Below are 19,038 nucleotides of genomic sequence, written 5' to 3'. Positions count from 1 at the left end.
TATCTGTTCTATGCAGCCTGTACCTTCTTTTTCCTGCTGCGTCTGAGATTCACCATGTATAATACAACTATGAGCCATCCTGCTGCAGATAACATAAGCCCTAGCTTAAAGCCATATGTTACATACCTGAATTCTATTGTATGTGTTCCTGCTGTCAGCTCCAGACCCACAAGCGCACCGTTTGCCAACGGTGTTATATCGGTCTTATTTCCATCAACATACGCTGTAAAGCCTCTGTAATAAGGAATTGATGTATACAATATACCATCCTCCTTTGCTGTCACCGTACCCTTTACATATGTAGATGTCACTGTGTCAAGTGAAAGTGTCCTATCCTTAATTGATTCCTTGCATTCCTGCATCTTGTCATCGTGATATTCATAGAAATCTATACACGTTACTCCTTTTTTAAGGACTGTGGACAGATTGACTGCCTGTATCTCGACCTTCTGCCCACTCTTCAGCTCGCCGAGATCAAGTACATCCTTTGGTGAGGGATAAGCGTCATACTCATTTATATCCGCTATCACATTTCCGTCTACAGTTACAATATTACACAGCTTATTTGCATCCTCAAGGCTCACATACAGATGCATATCCCTCGGAGCTGTAAACATATAAATCTGTGTGGCATGGTAATCTTCATCGAGTGACACATTCATGTATGTATAAGCATTTTTATCAGTCTTTCTCTCCAAAGTTACTCCATCCGGCAAGACCTGTCTATCCGGAGTGCATCCTCTATATTTCACATCAAAATCAGTCAGTTCATCCGGTGAAACATGAGTGAACACTCCTTCAACTCCCGACACATCTTTCACGAATTCATTCTGCACCTCAAACGGAACTACGTCTGACACATTCCAATCTTTTATACTGCCATCTGTAGAAAAGCCCGCTCCCACAGCATAGTCTGTTGTATACCATGCAATCTCATCATCTATATCGTACACATCGTTTTTCAGATTATAACTTTGCTCCTTTGTATATCCACCATAATATGCATCTGCATCCGATAATACATTTCTTACATTGAACATAAGCGCAGTTACCGGTGTAGTATTTCTGTATGCATATGTAGCGCCGTGTTCCTGATACACCATTCCAAGCGCATCAAAAAGCCATGTCACTTTTGTATTTATGATTGAAGAGAATATATTAGTGTCTGAATAGACTGTATTATTTTGTGACAAAATCCAGGATGTCTTTCTATTAAGATCACTGTTGTCCTTTTCATTATATATGGCTCTCCATCCGTCAGTCCCGCCTAGATGCTCCTTGCCCGTAGTATATGCATCCGTATTCACATATACGGCATTGGATATCAGTTCCACAAAAAGTATTACTATAAAATTCACAATCAGAGAATTTATCTTTATGCTGTTTCTGGCCTGCAATACAAATACCATAAACAAATATATAATAAGCAGAATCGTGACCATATAGCAGACTACATTTTGCACCTCATTGTTTGCCAGAAAAACGCCCCCAAGGAAAACCAGAAATACAACTCCGGTCAGTATCCCTTCCCGAATCCCCGGCTTCGTCCAGTTCACAGCACACTCAAAAGCTGAAACAATAAGAAGTATGACAAGAATAAAAGCATATCTGTAAGAATATAGATGTGGATATGTGAACCCATGAAGAACATACAGTGCCCCTGTCAGATTCAGACAGGCAACAAGCAGCGCTATCTCCACCAGTCTCTTAACTCTTGCCCGAAGCTGTATATTCCTGTTAAACACATATACAACCGCAAGGAAAAGCAGAGACAGTCCCATATACATATTCCTTGCATACAGAGTTCTTCCAGCTATATCTATATCATGTCCCCAGAAAAAGCTCTGGAACAAATTTGCAAAATTACCAAACTTGCTAAATGGTATATCTTCTGTGAGTGAACTTGCACCTTCTCTTCCAACTATCGCAAGGAAACACGGCACAAGTACAACACATGCACTGAGTGCAGCCGTCATAGATGTGAGTGCAAACTTCACTCCACGCTTCCAAAACATTTTCCAGCTATCCTTTTTCACATCGATAAACCATATCACAGCTATCATAGCCACAAACCACGAAAAATAGAAGTTGAATACAAATGACATGAAAAGCATCACAAAATAAAGTCTCACATCACCGCCCTCAATAAGTCTCTCAACGCCAAGCATCATAACAGGCACGAGAAGAAGGCATATAAGCCAAATGAGATTATACTGATATGCAAGCATATAATCGCACATGGAATAAGCCATTCCCATCACAACACAGAGTATGTCATTCAGCCATCCGTGCTGCATTTTATTTCTGCTGGTATGCGATAAGAAATAGGTCATAGTAACTCCGCAAAGTCCAACCTGAATACACATACTGACGATCATTCCCAGCTCCATATGTGAACCGCCGAACAAAACTGCTATTAGATTGACAGGACTTGCCAGATAATAAAAGAAATTAGTATAGAAATCATATCCTAGTCCCATGTCCCAACTGAAAAAAATTGATTTTCCCTGTCTTATCCTGCCTGATAATTCCACAAAAAACGCATAATACTGGGTATTAGAATCTCCAAGCAGTATAGTATTCTTTCCAAATGGATAACAGTCTGTCATCATCATATGTATCACTATACATATGATAGGAATCAGAAATGCCATTCCATACTTAACAATTTTTCTTGACCTGATTTTCTTTTTTTCCATAATTACTCCACCACTCCATATAACTTTGTATTTTTCCTTTTTCGACAGCATGTTGCATTATAAGTATCAATAACATAAGCAAGACCGCTGATATACTTATTCTCCATGACCAATGCTGAATCTTTGTCCCCTTATATTTTACAACAACTTTACCTGCCTCTGGCGAAACTGATATTTCTACCAATCCATCATTTAGACATTTGCTTACCGTCAGTTTCCGTCCATCAGCCATTATTGCTTCATATCCCTTATAATAATACTTTGGAACTATGCACTCCCCCGCAGTTTTACCCGCATCAAACTCATAGCTTCCGTCTGATCCATAGCGCCCCCGTATGTAAGTATCTTCGCACTTTACCATCCCGCTGCTTTCTGCTCCGACAGATGTTGCAAGATCCCCTTCTGCTGGAAGCCACTCCCAGAACCCTATGCTGTCTGTACTTCCTGCATTATCCGCATAACCTTCCGGATAGTTCACATAGCCACCAAGTTCTATATTCCATACCATATTCAGGCTAAAAATACCGATAAGTATGCTTCCAGCCGCACATAAACATGCATTTCTTCTGTATGATGGCAACAGCTTTATTATATCCACTGACTGAAGTGCAAGACCAAGTGCCACAAAGAATTCTGTGAACATATTCAGCCTCCACGGAAACTGTATACTGACAAATGGAGTTCTGTCGATAAGTTTCCATGGAAAAATCTTTGTCTCGCATACAAGAAGCACCGCCGCTGTCACAAGGCACATCAAAGCCTTTTTATTATATACTTTTTTATATATACTGACAAATACCATAAGTGCCAGTATTCCAATCTCAATGAATGCAACCGAATACTTTCCACTCACTATCGCGAGCAGTGTCTGAGTCTCCTCATGTGTGTAAAATGCCGGTTCATTGCTTACATAGAACCTTCCATCTGCAAATTGTTCAAGTACAGGAAGCCAATAATAACATGTAAGTACTGCACACGCAAGAGCTTCCATACACACAGCCCCAATAAGTCTTCTGCAAGCCGCAATTCTTTTCCATCTCGCACACACCCAGATTATTCCCATTACTACACATAATACAAAGCTTATCGTGTGTGAAAGCATAAGACACGAATATGATACACATAAAAGGCCTTTTCTACTGTGTCCCATCTCAGTCAGGTCGTAAAGAGCAAGAAACGCCAGTGGAATAAATACCATGGCAGCAATTTCGCCAAGTGCAAATCTGGTATATACATCCTCAAGATGATAATGTCCCATTGTGTAAAGCACCATAGTGACAACACCCGCGCAACGGCTTCTGCCAATGCTCCGCCCTGTATAATACGCAGTAAGTCCCGTACATATCATCAGTACATATATATATATCTTCATTGCAATCTCCGGTGATGCCCCCAGAAGTCTGAAGAGAACGGCTGGCAGCAAGAACAAATCAGGGTAAAATATTCCCATACCGTAGCCATACCCTTCCAACATAGTCTGATATATATATACAGGGTATCCCTGCCCTGACTTTAGCGCTTTGAGGATACTCTCCACCCTGAGCATATGAACCTGCTGGTCATCACCGTATGGCAGGCCTGTCTTAAAACAAGGGATCATACATACACCACTTATCAGAAGCACCAGCATTGCAATTCCCAGAATCTCTATTCTGTTTTTCTTTTTTTCTATCACGCAGAATCTCCTCCCGGTCGTCAAAGCTCTGCCACATCATCCCCGGCAGTCAGTACGCATAAATATAAAGACAAACGGGGACAGGTATGGAATCTACTCTCACCTGTCCCCGTATTCTCAGTCATCTAAAACTGTTTATGACTCCTGCACATCTGTGCTATTTTTATTGGTATATCACCGGATATAATCCGTGTGACATGATTTCATCTTACTTAAAATACTCCACACCACTCTCGAATATCTTCTGGTTCTGGTCGCCGTATACGTTTACAGCTACAGCCTGTCCAATACGCTCCGAGTGACCCATCTTACCAAGGACACGTCCGTCTGGGCTTGTGATACCCTCGATCGCATAGTATGAACCGTTGACGTTGTAGTACTCGTCCATGGTTGGGTTGCCGTTCATGTCGACATACTGTGTTGCAACCTGTCCATTTGCAAAGAGCTTCTCGCACCATTCCTTGCTTGCAACGAAACGTCCCTCACCGTGTGAGATAGGAATTGTGTATACTCCGCCGAGCTCTGCCTTCTTCAGCCATGGGCTCTTGTTTGTTACAACCTTGGTGTATACCATCTTGGACTGATGACGTCCGATGCTGTTCATTGTCAGTGTAGGTGAATCATCTGTCTGTGGTCTGATCTCGCCGTAAGGCACAAGACCGAGCTTGATGAGTGCCTGGAATCCGTTACAGATACCAAGTGCAAGTCCGTCCCTCTCGTTCAGGAGCTTCATGACTTCCTCGGAGATCTTCGCATTACGGAATGCAGTTGCGATGAACTTACCTGATCCGTCTGGCTCATCACCGGCTGAGAATCCGCCTGGGAACATGATGATCTGTGAATCGCTGATTGCCTTTGCAAATGCGTCAACAGAATCTCTGATTCCCTGTGCTGTCATATTTCTGAATACTATCGTCTGTACGTCTGCGCCTGCTCTCTCAAATGCCTTTGCTGAGTCATACTCACAGTTTGTACCAGGGAATACAGGTATGAATACCTTTGGCTTGGCAACCTTGTTCCTTGATGTGTAAACTGTCTTGGCGTCGAAGAGTCCAGTCTTGATCTCTGTCTGTGGAACATTTGACTCTGTTGGGAATACCTTCTCAAGAGTCTTTGTCCATGCTGCAAGAGCCTCGTCCATAGTGATCGTGACATCCTTGTATGTAAATACAGGCTCCTTTGTAACCTTACCTATCTTCTTGACAGGAATTCCGAGCTGATCAAGATCTGCTGCCTTAACCTCAAGAATGATAGCGCCATAGTTCTTGGCAACAAGATCCTTCTTGCTGACTGTATCCTCAAGCTCAACACCGAGCTTATTTCCAAATGCCATCTTGCTGACAGCCTCTATGATACCGCCAAATCCAACTGCGTATGCAGACTGGATCTTGCCCTCCTTGATCTTCTTGTTCAGGAGGTCATACATGTACAGAACATTCTCATATACAGGTATGTCGTTCTCGTCTTTCTCTATATCCATCTCCACAAGAACATTGCCTGCCTTCTTGAGCTCAGGTGTCACAACGTCCATGTAGCTTGCCACGTCAACTGCAAATGATACAAGTGTTGGAGGTACATCTATATCATTGAATGTACCTGACATACTGTCCTTTCCACCGATAGACGGAAGTCCAAGTCCTATCTGAACATCATATGCTCCGAGGAGTGCTGCCAGTGGCTGTCCCCATCTGTATGGGTCTGTTCCAAGTCTCTTGAAATATTCCTGGAATGTAAGTCTGATCTTGCTTACATCTCCACCTGCTGCAGCTATCTTGGCTGCTGATGTAACAACCGCATATACTGAACCGTGATATGGGCTCCAGCTTGACAGATATGGGTCAAATCCGTAGCTCATCATGGTGATAGTGTCTGTCTTACCCTTGAGTACAGGCAGCTTTGCGATCATTGTCTGTGTAGGTGTGAGCTGATACTTTCCACCGTAAGGCATTGTGACTGTTCCTGCTCCGATAGAGCTGTCGAACATCTCCACAAGTCCTTTCTGTGAGCACACATTCAGATCTGACAGTGTATCGAGCCATGCCTTCTTGACATCCTCAGGCTCCTTAACTGAAGCAAAGTAATTATCTGCCTTGCTTGGAACTTCAACCTTGACCTGAGTCTCCTGATGAGCACCATTTGTGTTGAGGAATGCACGTGAGATGTTCACGATGTCCTTGCCTCTCCACTTGAGGATAAGTCTAGGCTCCTCTGTAACCTTTGCAACTACTACAGCCTCAAGGTTCTCCTCCTCAGCGTATCCGAGCATAGTGTCAACATCCTTAGGATCGACAACTATAGCCATACGCTCCTGGGACTCTGATATTGCAAGCTCTGTACCGTCAAGACCTGCGTACTTCTTTGGCACCTTGTCAAGATCTACCACAAGTCCGTCTGCCAGCTCTCCGATGGCAACTGACACACCGCCGGCACCAAAATCGTTACACTTCTTTATAATAGATGAAACCTCTTCTCTTCTGAAGAGTCTCTGGATCTTTCTCTCTGTAGGTGGGTTACCCTTCTGAACCTCAGCACCACATGTCTCGAGTGAGTGTGATGTGTGAGCCTTGGATGAACCTGTTGCTCCACCACAGCCATCACGGCCTGTACGTCCGCCGAGCAGGATGATTACATCTCCCGGATCAGATGTGAGACGCTTTACAGCACGTCTTGGAGCTGCACCCATAACTGCTCCGATCTCCATTCTCTTTGCAACATAATCTGGATGATATATCTCATTTACAAGGCCTGTTGCAAGACCGATCTGGTTACCATATGAGCTGTAACCGTGGGCTGCTGTTGTCACGATCTTACGCTGTGGAAGCTTGCCCTCCATTGTGTCCTTGAGAGACTTTGTAGGATCAGCTGCACCGGTAACTCTCATAGCCTGGTATACGTAACCTCTTCCTGAGAGCGGATCTCTGATAGCACCGCCAAGACATGTAGCAGCACCACCGAATGGCTCGATCTCTGTAGGATGGTTGTGTGTCTCGTTCTTGAAGAATACGAGCCACTCTTCCTCTACTCCGTCCACAACTACAGGGACAACTATGGAACATGCGTTGATCTCGTCTGACACTTCCATATCATCGAGCTTGCCTGCTGCCTTGAGCTGTTTCATACCCATAAGGGCTATATCCATGAGACATACAAACTTGTCATCTCTGTCCTTGTACATCTCCTTCATCTCTGCTCTGTATGCGTCAAATGTCTTCTCAAGAAGATCCTTGTAATCTCCATCGTCGAACTCTACATCTGTGAGCTCTGTTGAGAATGTTGTATGACGGCAGTGATCTGACCAGTATGTATCGAGAACTCTGATCTCGGTCATGGATGGATCTCTCTTCTCCTCACCCTTGAAATAGTTCTGGATGTGAAGGAAATCCTTGAATGTCATGGCAAGTCCAAGTGAGTCATAAAGCTCCTTAAGATCTGCCTCTGCCATGTCCTTGAATCCGTCAAATATATGAACATCGGCTGGCTCAGGGAACTCTGTAACCAGAGTCTCAGGAATCTCCATACCGCATATTCTTGAATCAACAGGGTTTACACAGTAGTCCATGACAGCCTTCATCTGCTCGTCTGTCACGTCGCCCGAAAGTACATATGTTGTGGCAGTCTTGATAACAGGCTCCTCATCCTCTGCAAGAAGCTTTACACACTGCTCTGCTGAATCGGCTCTCTGATCGAACTGACCTGGAAGCGCCTCTACTGAGAACACCTTATCTGTGGCAGCAAGCTCAGGCTCACCCTCATAGATCACATCTACAGGCGGCTCAGCAAATACTGTCTCAAGAGCCTTTGCATATGTCTCATCTGATATGTTCTCAATATCATACCTGACAAGCACTCTCACATACTCAGCCTTGATACCCAGATAGTTCTTAATCTCTTCGTGAAGTTCCTTCGCCTTGACCGCATAGTCAGGCTTTTTCTCAACATACACTCTCTTGACCTTACTCATGTCATACCTCCATAGTAAAAGCGTTTTTGTTATTTCAATTCTTTAATAATAGCATTTATCTTGTTTTTTTTGTAGTAGTTTTTATCTTTTTGCCTATTTTCAGCTTATTTAAGCATAAAATTGTATCTTAACCCTGCATTTTCACCAAATATGTCATAACTTTCCATGCTAGTTATGCAGTCTTCGTATCATCTTAAATATCACCGAATTCTGGTATATCATAGGTGAATTCTGACAGTAGAATATGATTCCATCCGTCGGTGCGTATATGTCCGTCGTATTCTCGCCCGTCATCGGATTGATGATATTTGCAATTATGTCGCCTCGTACAACCTCGTCTCCCGGCTGGACAAGCTTCTTGAAGAAGCCGGCGGCATGCTCGGACCTTATGCTGAGCAGATCCTCCTCGTCCATGATGGTGGAAATGTATCCCGCATGGCAGTTGTATCTTATAACGCCCATACGTGTCAGGAATCTGAGCACTGAGGACACCGCCTGATTGGCACTCTCACCATTGATGGTGTCGGTAACTCCCGAATATACCGAGAAAGCCTCCGTGCCGCGCATCTGCCAGTTGTAGTTGAGCGTTGCCTTATCATATGATCTAGGCTCCGCTGTCAATACATACGGCATACCGAACTGGCTGGCAAGGCTGTTGCTCTGCTTGCCTGTCTCTATCATCCTGACGTGCGGGATAAACTCACCATCCATATAGAAGCTCGCAAACTGTATTCCGTATGCGTAGCCGGTGACCTTCTCCATCACCGCCGCTGCAATACGGCTTGTCGCCTGACCTTCAGGATTGCCTGGGAATGATCTGTTTATATCTGAATTGTCTGTTATCCAGTATTTCTTGCCCACATTGAACGAGCTGTAATTGATTGATGGTATCAGAAGTATCTTCTTCCCTGATACTATGGCGCCCCTCGCCTCCAGCTCCCCAAGCTTCTTTGCCAGAAGTGAGCTTATGTAGAGCTGCTGAAATTCATTTCCTCTCATGGCACCAACTATGCATGCAGCCTTGTCTCCGCTGCCATAGGAAAATCCCTGTATCTCGTACTCTCCTCTGTAGGCTGTGTTCATGGAATATATGATCTCTTTATTCATGGCCACCTCCGAAAATTCTGGCCACAAGTGACCCCTCTTCTATAACCGGATATTCTCTGAGTGAGAACACAATGCCGCTTCTCGGCGACCTGATGGTCTCCTCCACCGAGCCCGTGAGCACATTTACAATTCTTCCTATGATCTCTCCCTGCTGTATATATTCTGAGTGCTTTGCCACAGGAAGGAAGATTCCGCTGCTCTCAGCATTTACAAATACAACATCCTTGTCTTTTGCAAATTTAGGCTTATGTGCAGTCTCGACTTCGCCCTGCCATATTCCCATCTTCTTCATAAGAGAGAACAGTCCGTCCACTATCTGGTTCGAGTAATCGTAATCTATCTTGAGGGCAACGCCGGACTCCACTACCATACTCTTGACTCCGATCTCGTTGAGGGCATGTGCAAGACTTCCCTCCATGACCGTAGACGACGGATGTATCCATACAACATCCACATTCATGCACGCAACATACGGAGCAAGATCCGATGCCACGTCAGAATTAACCCTGACCTGTGGGATCTCCTTGATGTACACACTGCTGGAATGGACATCAACACAAATGTCCGCCCCCTCTATGTCCTTCATGACCTTTGCCGCTGTGTACTCTCCCACAGTTCCGTCCTTGGAACCTGGGAACAGAGTGTTCATATCAATGTCAAATACCGGCACATCCCTGTACTGCGCCTCAAGTCCCATCGGATTGATAAATGGATATACATCCACGATTCCAGTAAGCTTGTCAAAATCCTTCTTGATCCTTCTGATCAGTTCATAACATATGTACTGTCCGGCAACCTCATCCCCATGTATACCGGACACAATACACAGCCTCTTTTCATTTCCAGTTGGGAAATCCGGAGCCAGATGGTTCTTCTTCACCCTCATGACTTCCCCGATCAGCATGTTAGCTGATACTACAGTTTCTATCATATTTTGTCCACCTTGTATTATTTATTCGTTAGTAATTTTGCAAATTATCCCGGTACATAAAGAAAAGCAGGGTACTTGCCGTATCCTGCTTCTTGTACCTAAGTTATTATACATGATAACTGTCAGTTCTTCAAGGTATGTTGCCTACTCTGTGAGCCTGTTATGCCCTTTTCTTATACTCTATTCTGAGCTTGTCCGCTATGAGTGCGATAAACTCGGAATTTGTCGGTTTGCCTTTTCCCGCATTCACTGTATATCCAAACAAATCGTTGATGGTGTCTATCTGACCTCTGTTCCACGCCACCTCTATGGCATGTCTTATGGCTCTCTCCACGCTGGAGGATGTGGTCTTATATTTCTTCGCTATCGTCGGATAGAGAAGCTTTGTTATGTAGTTCAGCATGTTCACATCGTTGACCGCCATGATGATGCCCTCACGGATGTACTGGTAGCCCTTTATATTTGCAGGAATACCTATATCCCTGATGATATCCGTCACATCGCTCTCTATAGTATTCTCTATCTTGTGTGCCATACTCTTCTCTGTGAGACATGTAAGCTTGTCGTTCAGCCCTGACTCAAGCTCCTTCTTCTTCATATACATCTGTCTGAGTCTTGTCACAAGCTGCACCGGATTGTACGGCTTCAGGATATAATATGTCGCACCCATCTCAAATGCACATCTTATAAGTCTCTGTGATGACACCGATGTGAGTACCACAAATATCGTATTCTGATATTCAGGCAGTTCACTCATATGCTCCATCACTCCCAGGCCATCCATTCCCGAAAGGCAAATGTCCAGTATCACTATATCCGGCTTGTAGAGCTTTATTGATTCCACCGCTTCATCCCCGGTGCTGACCATATCAACTACTCTCATCTCGTCCTTTGATGCATATGTGGCGATCTGTTTTGCTATCTGTGTGCTGTCGCCATCAGCAATTACAATTTCGATCCCTTTGTTTCCCATAGTATCTCCCTTGTTATGTATAAATTTACAGGATTAAGCGCTTATCCCAACTGCTTTATAATAATATTAAATATGATATAATTTGTCAAGTGCTTTTAATATCGTTTTTAATATCACATATTATGACAACATTTTACTACAAATTACCCTGCATTTCTCATCTTCGCTTCCAGTCTTATCTTGTCGGCAATGAGGGCGACAAATTCTGAGTTCGTAGGCTTTCCTTTGCCCGCACTTATGGTGTAACCAAACAGTTCGTTGATAGTCTCTATCTTTCCTCTGCTCCAGGCCACCTCTATGGCATGTCTTATGGCTCTCTCCACCCTTGATGCAGTTGTGCCGTACATCTGGGCGATCGTCGGATAAAGCTGCTTTGTTATAGAATTCAAAATATCCATATCCCCCACAGCTATGACTATCGCGCTTCTGAGATACTGGTAGCCTTTGATGTGCGCCGGGACTCCTATCTCGTGGATTATCCTGGTCACCACCGCCTCCAGCTCGTCCGTCTTCTGCTCATTTTCATCCATCTTCAGAAGCTGGGTTGTATTGCTTCCGCGTCCTTTACATGCATCATCAAGCACACCTCTGACCTTTTTCTCATCGTATGGCTGTTCAAGCAGTCTCACCACTGCCTTGTCACCTATCGTCGAAAATACAAAGTCCAGATAATTTCTGTGCTGCTTCGATGAACAGAGCACAAATTTGACATTTCTCAGGTTCTTATTTCCAGATACGCCCTCGACCATATCCGTGATATCCGTACCGGGTATAACCTCGTCCGCGATCACTATGTCTGGCTTATCTTCTGCAATTTTCTTAACAGCTTCGTCACCCTTCTCACAACATCCAATGTACTCATAATCAGGCATATCCTCAAATACGTGCTTTAGCTGTTCAATTTCTCTTTTGTCATGTTTTACCATCATAACTTTAACATGACTCATGTTATACTCCTTCCCAAGTATAGTGACGGAATAACAATATTTACTTTTTTATTCCTGTTATTCCACTACGAACATTATATATAAATGTAGTTTTCTTGGGAATATATAGAACTTCGCAAGTTACGACAGCATCAGCTTCCGGAAAACATTTTTTCTACTGCGGCTGACACCAGCAGACCACATACGCACATTTAATGAAAAAATGCGGCATATCTTCCCTTTTCGGGTCGATATGCCGCGCATGATCACTTCTCTTTTGTATGTTCTTTTTCTCTGAGTCTTATGATCGCATCATAGGCCGCCGGATTGTGCTCCTTCAGGTGCTCATCCATTCGTTTTCTTCTCGCCTTATATCTGTCGACAAATTCAGGATGCTCGCTCTCAAGCCTGTGAAGAAGCTGGCTCCGCCTGCGCTCGATACGCTCTGCAACAGAGTCCTCATCCTCGCCTGTGGCCCTCACGATCTCCTCTATGTGGGCCTCCATATGCTCAAGCCATTCTTCCTCATCCTGTATATCCATCTGCTTCCAGAAACCGGTCATGAGCTGTTCAACCCCGGTTCCGTTCTTCATACTGCCTATGGATTCACGGATGTGCTTCTCTATGACATCTTCCGCATCATCGCCAAATGCCCACACAAGCTCCTGAGCCATGTGCTCCGCTCTCTTTCTCCTGATGTCATGATAACTGTTATGTACACCAACCAATGGATATGGACTCTCAAGGCCGCAGTCTGACAGTGCTCTCTCCATGGTCTGTCTCACGCATCCTGCCTCTATCATGTCGCCAAGTCCAAGCTTTCTGAGCTGGACGTTGAGCTGGCCTATATGCTCCGTGATATAGAGCTTCACCCCCTTCTCTTTCAGCGTATCATACATGATCCTGAGGGTCTTGGCAGCCGTCACATCCACGCTTCCCATGGCGGACGCATCCACTATTACAGCCTTTGTGTCATCCTGCACCGCATCCATGATATCCTTCTGGAATATGGCTATATTTGCAAAAAACAGGTTACTGCTGAATCTGTAAATAACTATATTCTGTATCGGGTATGCATGCTTGAACCTCTCGAGCGCAAGGAATTCCTCATGTCCAGGTACCAGTCCAAGGAAGCTTCTCGGAGGGTCCGCAGCCTTCCTTATGACTGCGGCAAATGAGAGTATGATTCCTATAAGAACTCCATTTATCGTTCCAAGTACCAGCACACCTAGGAAAGCTCCGCAGAATATGTAGAATTCCACCTTACTCACCTTCCACAGCTTTGCCGCCAGATCAAATTCCAGAGCACTGTAGAGTGCGGAGATGACGATTGCCGTGAGCACCGGAACCGGCAGATAACCTATAAATCCCGTTCCACACACGAGGATCACGATCATCACTACTCCTGCAAATATTCCAGTGAGCTGTGTCCTGCCTCCATACTGCTCACTCATTGTGGTTCTGGACACGGAACCGTTTATCGGACAGCAGCCTGTGAATGCCGCTGCAAGATTTGCCATTCCAAATGCCAGAAGCTCCTGATTATCGTCTATCTTATATCTGTTCTTCTGGGCGAAATTGTTCTCAGCCAGAAGCGTCTCCGCCATGATTACTACTGCTATCGACAGACTGACCGTCATGATATTTGGAAGCATCCTCTCATCTATCTGTGGTACAACGATCTGTGGAAGTCCTCTGCTCACCTCCGACAGACATACTATTCCGTATTCATCCATATCTATCACGCAGGACAGCAACGCTCCCGCTGCCATGACGCATATCGCCATCGGAAACTTTGGTATGAATCTTCTTGAAACAAGCAGTACCGCAAGAGCCGTAAGTCCCATGATTATCGACGGCACATTTACATCTCCTATCGTCTCTGCTATGTGTTCCACAAGCTCGAACAGTTCTCCTGTTCCCGCTCCGGCTCCATAGAGCTTCGGCACCTGCATGAGTATGATGGTGGTGCATATTCCTGATATGAATCCGCCCATGACCGGAGTCGATATGTAATTTACAAGCTTGCCCGCCTTGAACAGGAAGAATACCAGCAGCCACAGCGCCGTAAAGAATGTTATCACAGGAACGACCTGCATCGCCTGCTCTGTTCCCGGCGTAACCCCCAGCGTCACCAGTGCCGCTCCGACCAGCGCCGCAGGCGCGGCATCCACACCGAACACGAACTGCCTCGACGTGGACAGCAATCCAAATATTATGATCGGGAACACCGACCCATACAATCCATATACCGCCGGCAGCCCGGCTATCTGTGCATACCCCATCGATATCGGTATGGACACCGCCGCTATGATAATTCCTGTCAAAAGATCAGAAAGCAAATTCTCTTTTTTATAATTCTTTAGTGTATGACATAATGAAATTTTTGAAACCTTGATTTTCTTGCCCTCCTGGGATGTTTGTGTGTGCCGGTCTGCCTTATGCTAAAGTCCGGCACTTCTGTTCTTAATTTTATCACTAAACAGGATTAATTTCACTCCTCCAGCATATTTTCAATAAAAATCCCATACCCCCTGGTTGGATCGTCTACGAATACGTGGGTGACGGCGCCGATTATCTTGCCATCCTGGATGATCGGGGAACCGGACATTCCCTGTACCACTCCGCCCGTCAGGTCTATGAGGGCATCATCGGTCACGTGGAATTCTATATTCTTGTCGGATGAATTCCTGTCCACATACTCTATGTCTATCTCATACTTCTCAAGCTCGCCGCTCATTCTGGAATATATATAAGCCTGCCCCTTGCGGACTTCATGACCTCTGGCTATATACATACGCTCCGCATCGCCGTATTTCGCCTGGCAATAGCTGGTGTCCAGATGTCCATATATTCCACTGGCACTGTTGCCATCAATAATACCGACCAAAGATCTTCTATATGCGATGCTTCCCTGAAGTCTTCCCGGTTCCGAGGAGTATGACTTGCTTATATTTGTAATATCCGTTGTGTACACTCCACCGGTGCTGCACCGCATCATAACTCCCGTATCTATATCCGACACACTGTGTCCAAGAGCCATGAAATTTGTTCCGTCGACAAATGTAACCGTGCCTATTCCCGACACATCATCCTTCACCCACGCGCCCAGCAGATAAGCGCCATTCTCGTTTTTTTCCGGCGTGATGCTACAGACCTTCTCCTCCCCATCCCTTATATATCTCACGGACAAGCTATCACCCTGGCTTTCAGCAACAATATCAAGCAGCTCCAACCTCTTAGATATCTCCATACCGTCTACACTCACAATATAATCCCCTGTACAGACCTTTCCATCAGCAGGGCAACAGGACTCGCCATTTTCATTTTTAAAGCTGCACACATCCACCACCAAGACTCCCTCCGTCTTCATATAGATTCCCATCGCCTCGCCGGACGGAACTACAGGCCGGTCAAATATATCTCTTCCAAACTCCGCATCCTTCGTGGTCGCCCTTGACACTACCCCATCAAGTGTTGAGCTTGTCTTCTCTGACCTTCCAACATCCACTCGTCTGTCCACCAACACACATAAAACCAATAGTGCTGCAAGGAGCAACAGATCCGCCACAGCCACCCATATGATCACCTTCTTATATCGCCTCATAATCTATTCCTCCTACATATACTTAAAAACAACTAATAGCTTATAAAAAAAGAGTAACAGCCTTGGCTGTTACTCTTAGTATGTTGTGTTAGGAATAACTTTATATCAGTATTTTTTTGTCTTTTCTGCCATTTGTTTCATCTCGCGGGCATTGCTCATGACTGCCTCAGTTATGGTCACGCCGCCGAGAAGTCTTGCGATCTCCTCTGTTGATTCCTCGTCGTTCAGACGGACGATCCTTGTCACTGTCTTGCCCTCGTCGGCAGACTTTTCTATGAGATAATGACTGTCTGCCATCGCTGCGATCTGCGGAAGATGGGTTATGCTTATAACCTGATGGCTTCTGGAAATAACTGCCATTTTTTCAGCAACCTTCTGAGCTGCACGGCCGCTTATTCCCACATCGATCTCATCGAATACAAGAGTGCCGATATTGTCCTCGGACGCCATGCAGGATTTGATCGCCAGCATGATCCTTGAGAGCTCACCGCCTGAAGCCACGTCATATAACGGTCTCATCTTCTCGCCGACATTTGTCGAAATGACAAAATAGCAGTCATCGATTCCATTTGCCGTACACTCCGGAAGCCTGTCAAATACCATGTCGAACCGAACCTCCATGAAACTCAGATCAGCAAGTGCATCTCTGATGTCTCTGCACAGATTCTCAGCCTGCCTCTGTCTCTCAGCAGTAAGCGCATCTGCTGCCTTGAGCATGGCTTTCTCCGCCTTTTTTATTTTGTCTGAAAGTCCTGCTATATATTCGTCATATTCAGACAGCCTTTCATATTCCTTCCTGCTGTCCTCCAGATATTTGAACACCTCTTCCACGGTGCTTCCATATTTTCCCTTTATATCATTGATGACGTCAAGCCTGGACTCAACACTTCTAAACTCAGAATCGTCAAAGTCCATGCTCTGCATGTAATCATTTAATTCAACGTTAAAATCATTCAGCAGCGCGTCAATATTTTCCAACTGGCTATACAGACCGTCTATCTCTCCGTCGAGATCCTTTATACCCTTCATCGATGCCAGAGCTCTGCCGATCTCATTTCCCGCAGATGAAGAAGATTCATAACCTGTAACGCTGTATACATCCGAAGCTGCCGCAACTATATCGCGTGAATTGACCATCCTGTTGTACTGATGCTCAACATCTTCGTCCTCACCAGTCTTTATATTTGCTGACTCGATCTCCGCGATCTGATACTTGAGGAATTCTACCTTTCTGCTCCGCTCCGCCTCATCCATCGAGAGCTCGTCCATCTCACGCCTGAGTGTGACGTACTCTCTGTGACACTCTGCAACCTTCTGCTTCAGGGGATCTATGGATGCTCTGCCATATTTATCCAGAAGCTTCATATGCTCCGCTTTCTTAAGGAGCGTCTGCTGCTGGTGCTGCGTGTGCATATCTATGAGAAGCGCAGATACCTCCCTGAGCTTTGCGGCGGTCACCGCCATATCATTTATAGTGTTGATGGTTCTGGAATTATTTATTCTCCGCGTGATGAGTATCTCGCCATCCTCCGATGGCTCCACTCCCAGATCTCTGATCTGCTCAATCACCTGGGGATCATCCACCAGGAAAAGCAGTTGACAGAAGCCCTCCTTGTCAGGCTCCCTGACTATATCCTTCGGAAGCTTATCTCCCATACCAATCTTCAGGGCTCCCATGATTATGGACTTACCCGCACCGGTCTCACCGGTAAGTATGTTGAGATTATCGGTAAAATTAACATTTGCATCGTCTATGAGTGCAATATTCTTGATATGTACATTAAGTAACATTTGTATCCTCCTGTTGACGCACAGACTTTATTACACATAACATATTACAGAGAGCTGTCATCTCTGCATCTTATCTATCGTCTTCATGACCGAATCGGTCATCTCCCGGCTTCTGACCGCCAGGAATATGGTGTCGTCCCCGGCTATACTTCCGAGGAGTCCATTTATCTCCACATTGTCAAGTGCTGCGGCAACTGCCATAGCCATGCCCGACACTGTCTTGATCACTATCAGATTCTCCGCCGGCACCATGGATAATATGCCAGCCCCGAGAACCTTTCTGTACGACTCTATGGACTCATGTGTTGCCGACTTTCCCAGAGTGTACTTCTGCCTGCCACCCGCCACGGCAACCTTGGTGAGGTTAATCTCTCTTATATCTCTCGATATGGTGGCCTGGGTCGTATTGAAACCCGCCTCGGCCAGCTTCTCCAGCAGTTCATCTTGGGTCTCTATATCATATTGTTCGATTATCGACAAAATCATCGCCTGTCGCTTCTGTTTCATATCACTTTCCCCCAAGCTTGTTTCTAAGTATCTCGTAGAAATTCACGTCACTCGCCTTTACGAGCTGCGTGGTTCTCTGTGACACGCATATATCAAGGACATCGCCTGCTGCCAGTTCGAAATCATTTCCACCGTCAAATGAAACTATCGCCTCGGTGTCCTGCGTCTTCCTCTTCTTGGCGATCTCTATTGAAACCTTTGCGTCACTAGGAAGCACAATACTCTTCGAAGTCAGCGAATGTGGACATACCGGAGTGATGATCATCAGTCTTGCCATAGGATCCACGATCGGACCTCCGGCTGAGAGATTGTAACCCGTGGAGCCAGTAGGGGTCGATATGATGATTCCATCTCCCTCATAGGCATTCAGAAAGCTTCCATTTACATAGACATCAAGGCCTATAAGTCTTGAAAATCCTGCCCTGCTGATAACTATATCATTGAGTGCCCTCTTCCTGCACTCCTTGCCGTCTCCTGTTCTGACTGTTCCCCTGATCATCATTCTGTCCTGCATGGAATAATCATCCGCAAGCAGTCTGTCTATGATGGTCTGCCAGTTGGTGATCTCCCCCTCAGTGAGGAATCCCACCGTTCCAAGATTTATCCCGAACAGAGGAATCTCCACATGGCTGGCACTGGATGCCACATTGAGGAGTGTTCCATCCCCTCCAAGAACAAGTATACAGTCAAAGCTCTCAAGCTCATCCGTAACATGCTGCTTGTCACATGCACTGAAGCTGTAGCAGTCCATGGCTTTACACGCACCATTTTGCGATTCAATATACGCTGTGAGCTCCGACGTTATACGATTATCCTCATCCTTATCCGGGTTATATACTATATAAAAATTCTTCATATCGT

At 45.3% G+C, this 19,038-nt stretch carries 12 protein-coding genes; all 12 read right to left on the bottom strand.

Translation table 11 applies throughout. The annotated features are described in order from the left end of the window. Positions 1 to 8 precede the first annotated feature (8 nt). Positions 9 to 2,699 (bottom strand): YfhO family protein, encoded by a 2,691-nt coding sequence (locus OCV54_RS10720; RefSeq protein ID WP_055223940.1) that lies wholly within the window; start codon positions 2,697 to 2,699, stop codon positions 9 to 11. Further along, a complete protein-coding gene (locus OCV54_RS10715) occupies positions 2,662 to 4,374 on the bottom strand; it encodes a DUF6541 family protein (RefSeq protein ID WP_055223938.1) in 1,713 nt (570 codons plus the stop codon). Before OCV54_RS10715 ends, OCV54_RS10720 begins: the two co-directional genes overlap by 38 nt. A 208-nt stretch (positions 4,375 to 4,582) precedes the next feature. Further along, positions 4,583 to 8,335: a phosphoribosylformylglycinamidine synthase gene (locus OCV54_RS10710; protein WP_015533547.1), complete on the bottom strand. Its 3,753-nt coding sequence runs from the start codon at positions 8,333 to 8,335 to the stop codon at positions 4,583 to 4,585. A 168-nt stretch (positions 8,336 to 8,503) separates the two neighbouring features. After that, positions 8,504 to 9,442 carry a M14 family metallopeptidase gene (locus OCV54_RS10705; RefSeq protein WP_015533548.1) on the bottom strand — a complete coding sequence of 313 codons (939 nt, stop codon included), beginning with the start codon at positions 9,440 to 9,442 and terminating at the stop codon, positions 8,504 to 8,506. Continuing rightward, on the bottom strand, positions 9,435 to 10,373 hold the full coding sequence (locus OCV54_RS10700) for a M14 family metallopeptidase (protein ID WP_022216686.1): 939 nt from the start codon (positions 10,371 to 10,373) through the stop codon (positions 9,435 to 9,437). The genes OCV54_RS10705 and OCV54_RS10700 overlap by 8 nt, the downstream gene beginning before the upstream one ends. A gap of 160 nt (positions 10,374 to 10,533) precedes the next feature. Next, positions 10,534 to 11,346: a sporulation transcription factor Spo0A gene (gene spo0A / locus OCV54_RS10695; protein WP_015533550.1), complete on the bottom strand. Its 813-nt coding sequence runs from the start codon at positions 11,344 to 11,346 to the stop codon at positions 10,534 to 10,536. 143 nt (positions 11,347 to 11,489) lie between these two features. Beyond that, a complete protein-coding gene (gene spo0A / locus OCV54_RS10690) occupies positions 11,490 to 12,293 on the bottom strand; it encodes a sporulation transcription factor Spo0A (RefSeq protein ID WP_015533551.1) in 804 nt (267 codons plus the stop codon). Between the two features lie 245 nt (positions 12,294 to 12,538). Continuing rightward, a complete protein-coding gene (locus tag OCV54_RS10685) occupies positions 12,539 to 14,656 on the bottom strand; it encodes a SulP family inorganic anion transporter (protein WP_055144066.1) in 2,118 nt (705 codons plus the stop codon). A 110-nt stretch (positions 14,657 to 14,766) separates the two neighbouring features. Further along, the gene (locus tag OCV54_RS10680; protein WP_022216688.1) at positions 14,767 to 15,879 is read right to left on the bottom strand and encodes a SpoIVB peptidase S55 domain-containing protein; all 1,113 of its coding nucleotides are present in this window, start codon (positions 15,877 to 15,879) and stop codon (positions 14,767 to 14,769) included. 105 nt (positions 15,880 to 15,984) lie between these two features. Then, on the bottom strand, positions 15,985 to 17,670 hold the full coding sequence (gene recN, locus OCV54_RS10675; protein ID WP_055223937.1) for a DNA repair protein RecN: 1,686 nt from the start codon (positions 17,668 to 17,670) through the stop codon (positions 15,985 to 15,987). A gap of 57 nt (positions 17,671 to 17,727) precedes the next feature. Beyond that, the gene (locus OCV54_RS10670) at positions 17,728 to 18,177 is read right to left on the bottom strand and encodes an arginine repressor (RefSeq protein ID WP_015533554.1); all 450 of its coding nucleotides are present in this window, start codon (positions 18,175 to 18,177) and stop codon (positions 17,728 to 17,730) included. A 1-nt stretch (position 18,178) separates the two neighbouring features. Further along, positions 18,179 to 19,033: an NAD(+)/NADH kinase gene (locus tag OCV54_RS10665; RefSeq protein WP_055144060.1), complete on the bottom strand. Its 855-nt coding sequence runs from the start codon at positions 19,031 to 19,033 to the stop codon at positions 18,179 to 18,181. Positions 19,034 to 19,038: the final 5 nt, after the last annotated feature.

It is taken from the genome of Coprococcus aceti (assembly GCF_025567285.1).
Lineage (GTDB): Bacteria > Bacillota > Clostridia > Lachnospirales > Lachnospiraceae > Coprococcus > Coprococcus aceti.
The sequence above is the reverse complement of the archived record's forward strand: the minus strand, read 5'-3'. Positions and strand labels throughout refer to the sequence as shown.

Excerpts from the sequence above, each read along its gene's own strand:
- OCV54_RS10705 (WP_015533548.1), bottom strand. The coding sequence starts at position 9,442 with ATGAATAAAGAGATCATATATTCCATGAACACAGCCTACAGAGGAGAG.
- OCV54_RS10710 (WP_015533547.1), bottom strand. The coding sequence starts at position 8,335 with ATGAGTAAGGTCAAGAGAGTGTATGTTGAGAAAAAGCCTGACTATGCG.
- spo0A (WP_015533550.1), bottom strand. The coding sequence starts at position 11,346 with ATGGGAAACAAAGGGATCGAAATTGTAATTGCTGATGGCGACAGCACA.
- OCV54_RS10720 (WP_055223940.1), bottom strand. The coding sequence starts at position 2,699 with ATGGAAAAAAAGAAAATCAGGTCAAGAAAAATTGTTAAGTATGGAATG.
- OCV54_RS10665 (WP_055144060.1), bottom strand. The coding sequence starts at position 19,033 with ATGAAGAATTTTTATATAGTATATAACCCGGATAAGGATGAGGATAAT.
- OCV54_RS10700 (WP_022216686.1), bottom strand. The coding sequence starts at position 10,373 with ATGATAGAAACTGTAGTATCAGCTAACATGCTGATCGGGGAAGTCATG.
- OCV54_RS10680 (WP_022216688.1), bottom strand. The coding sequence starts at position 15,879 with ATGAGGCGATATAAGAAGGTGATCATATGGGTGGCTGTGGCGGATCTG.
- OCV54_RS10670 (WP_015533554.1), bottom strand. The coding sequence starts at position 18,177 with ATGAAACAGAAGCGACAGGCGATGATTTTGTCGATAATCGAACAATAT.
- spo0A (WP_015533551.1), bottom strand. The coding sequence starts at position 12,293 with ATGAGTCATGTTAAAGTTATGATGGTAAAACATGACAAAAGAGAAATT.
- recN (WP_055223937.1), bottom strand. The coding sequence starts at position 17,670 with ATGTTACTTAATGTACATATCAAGAATATTGCACTCATAGACGATGCA.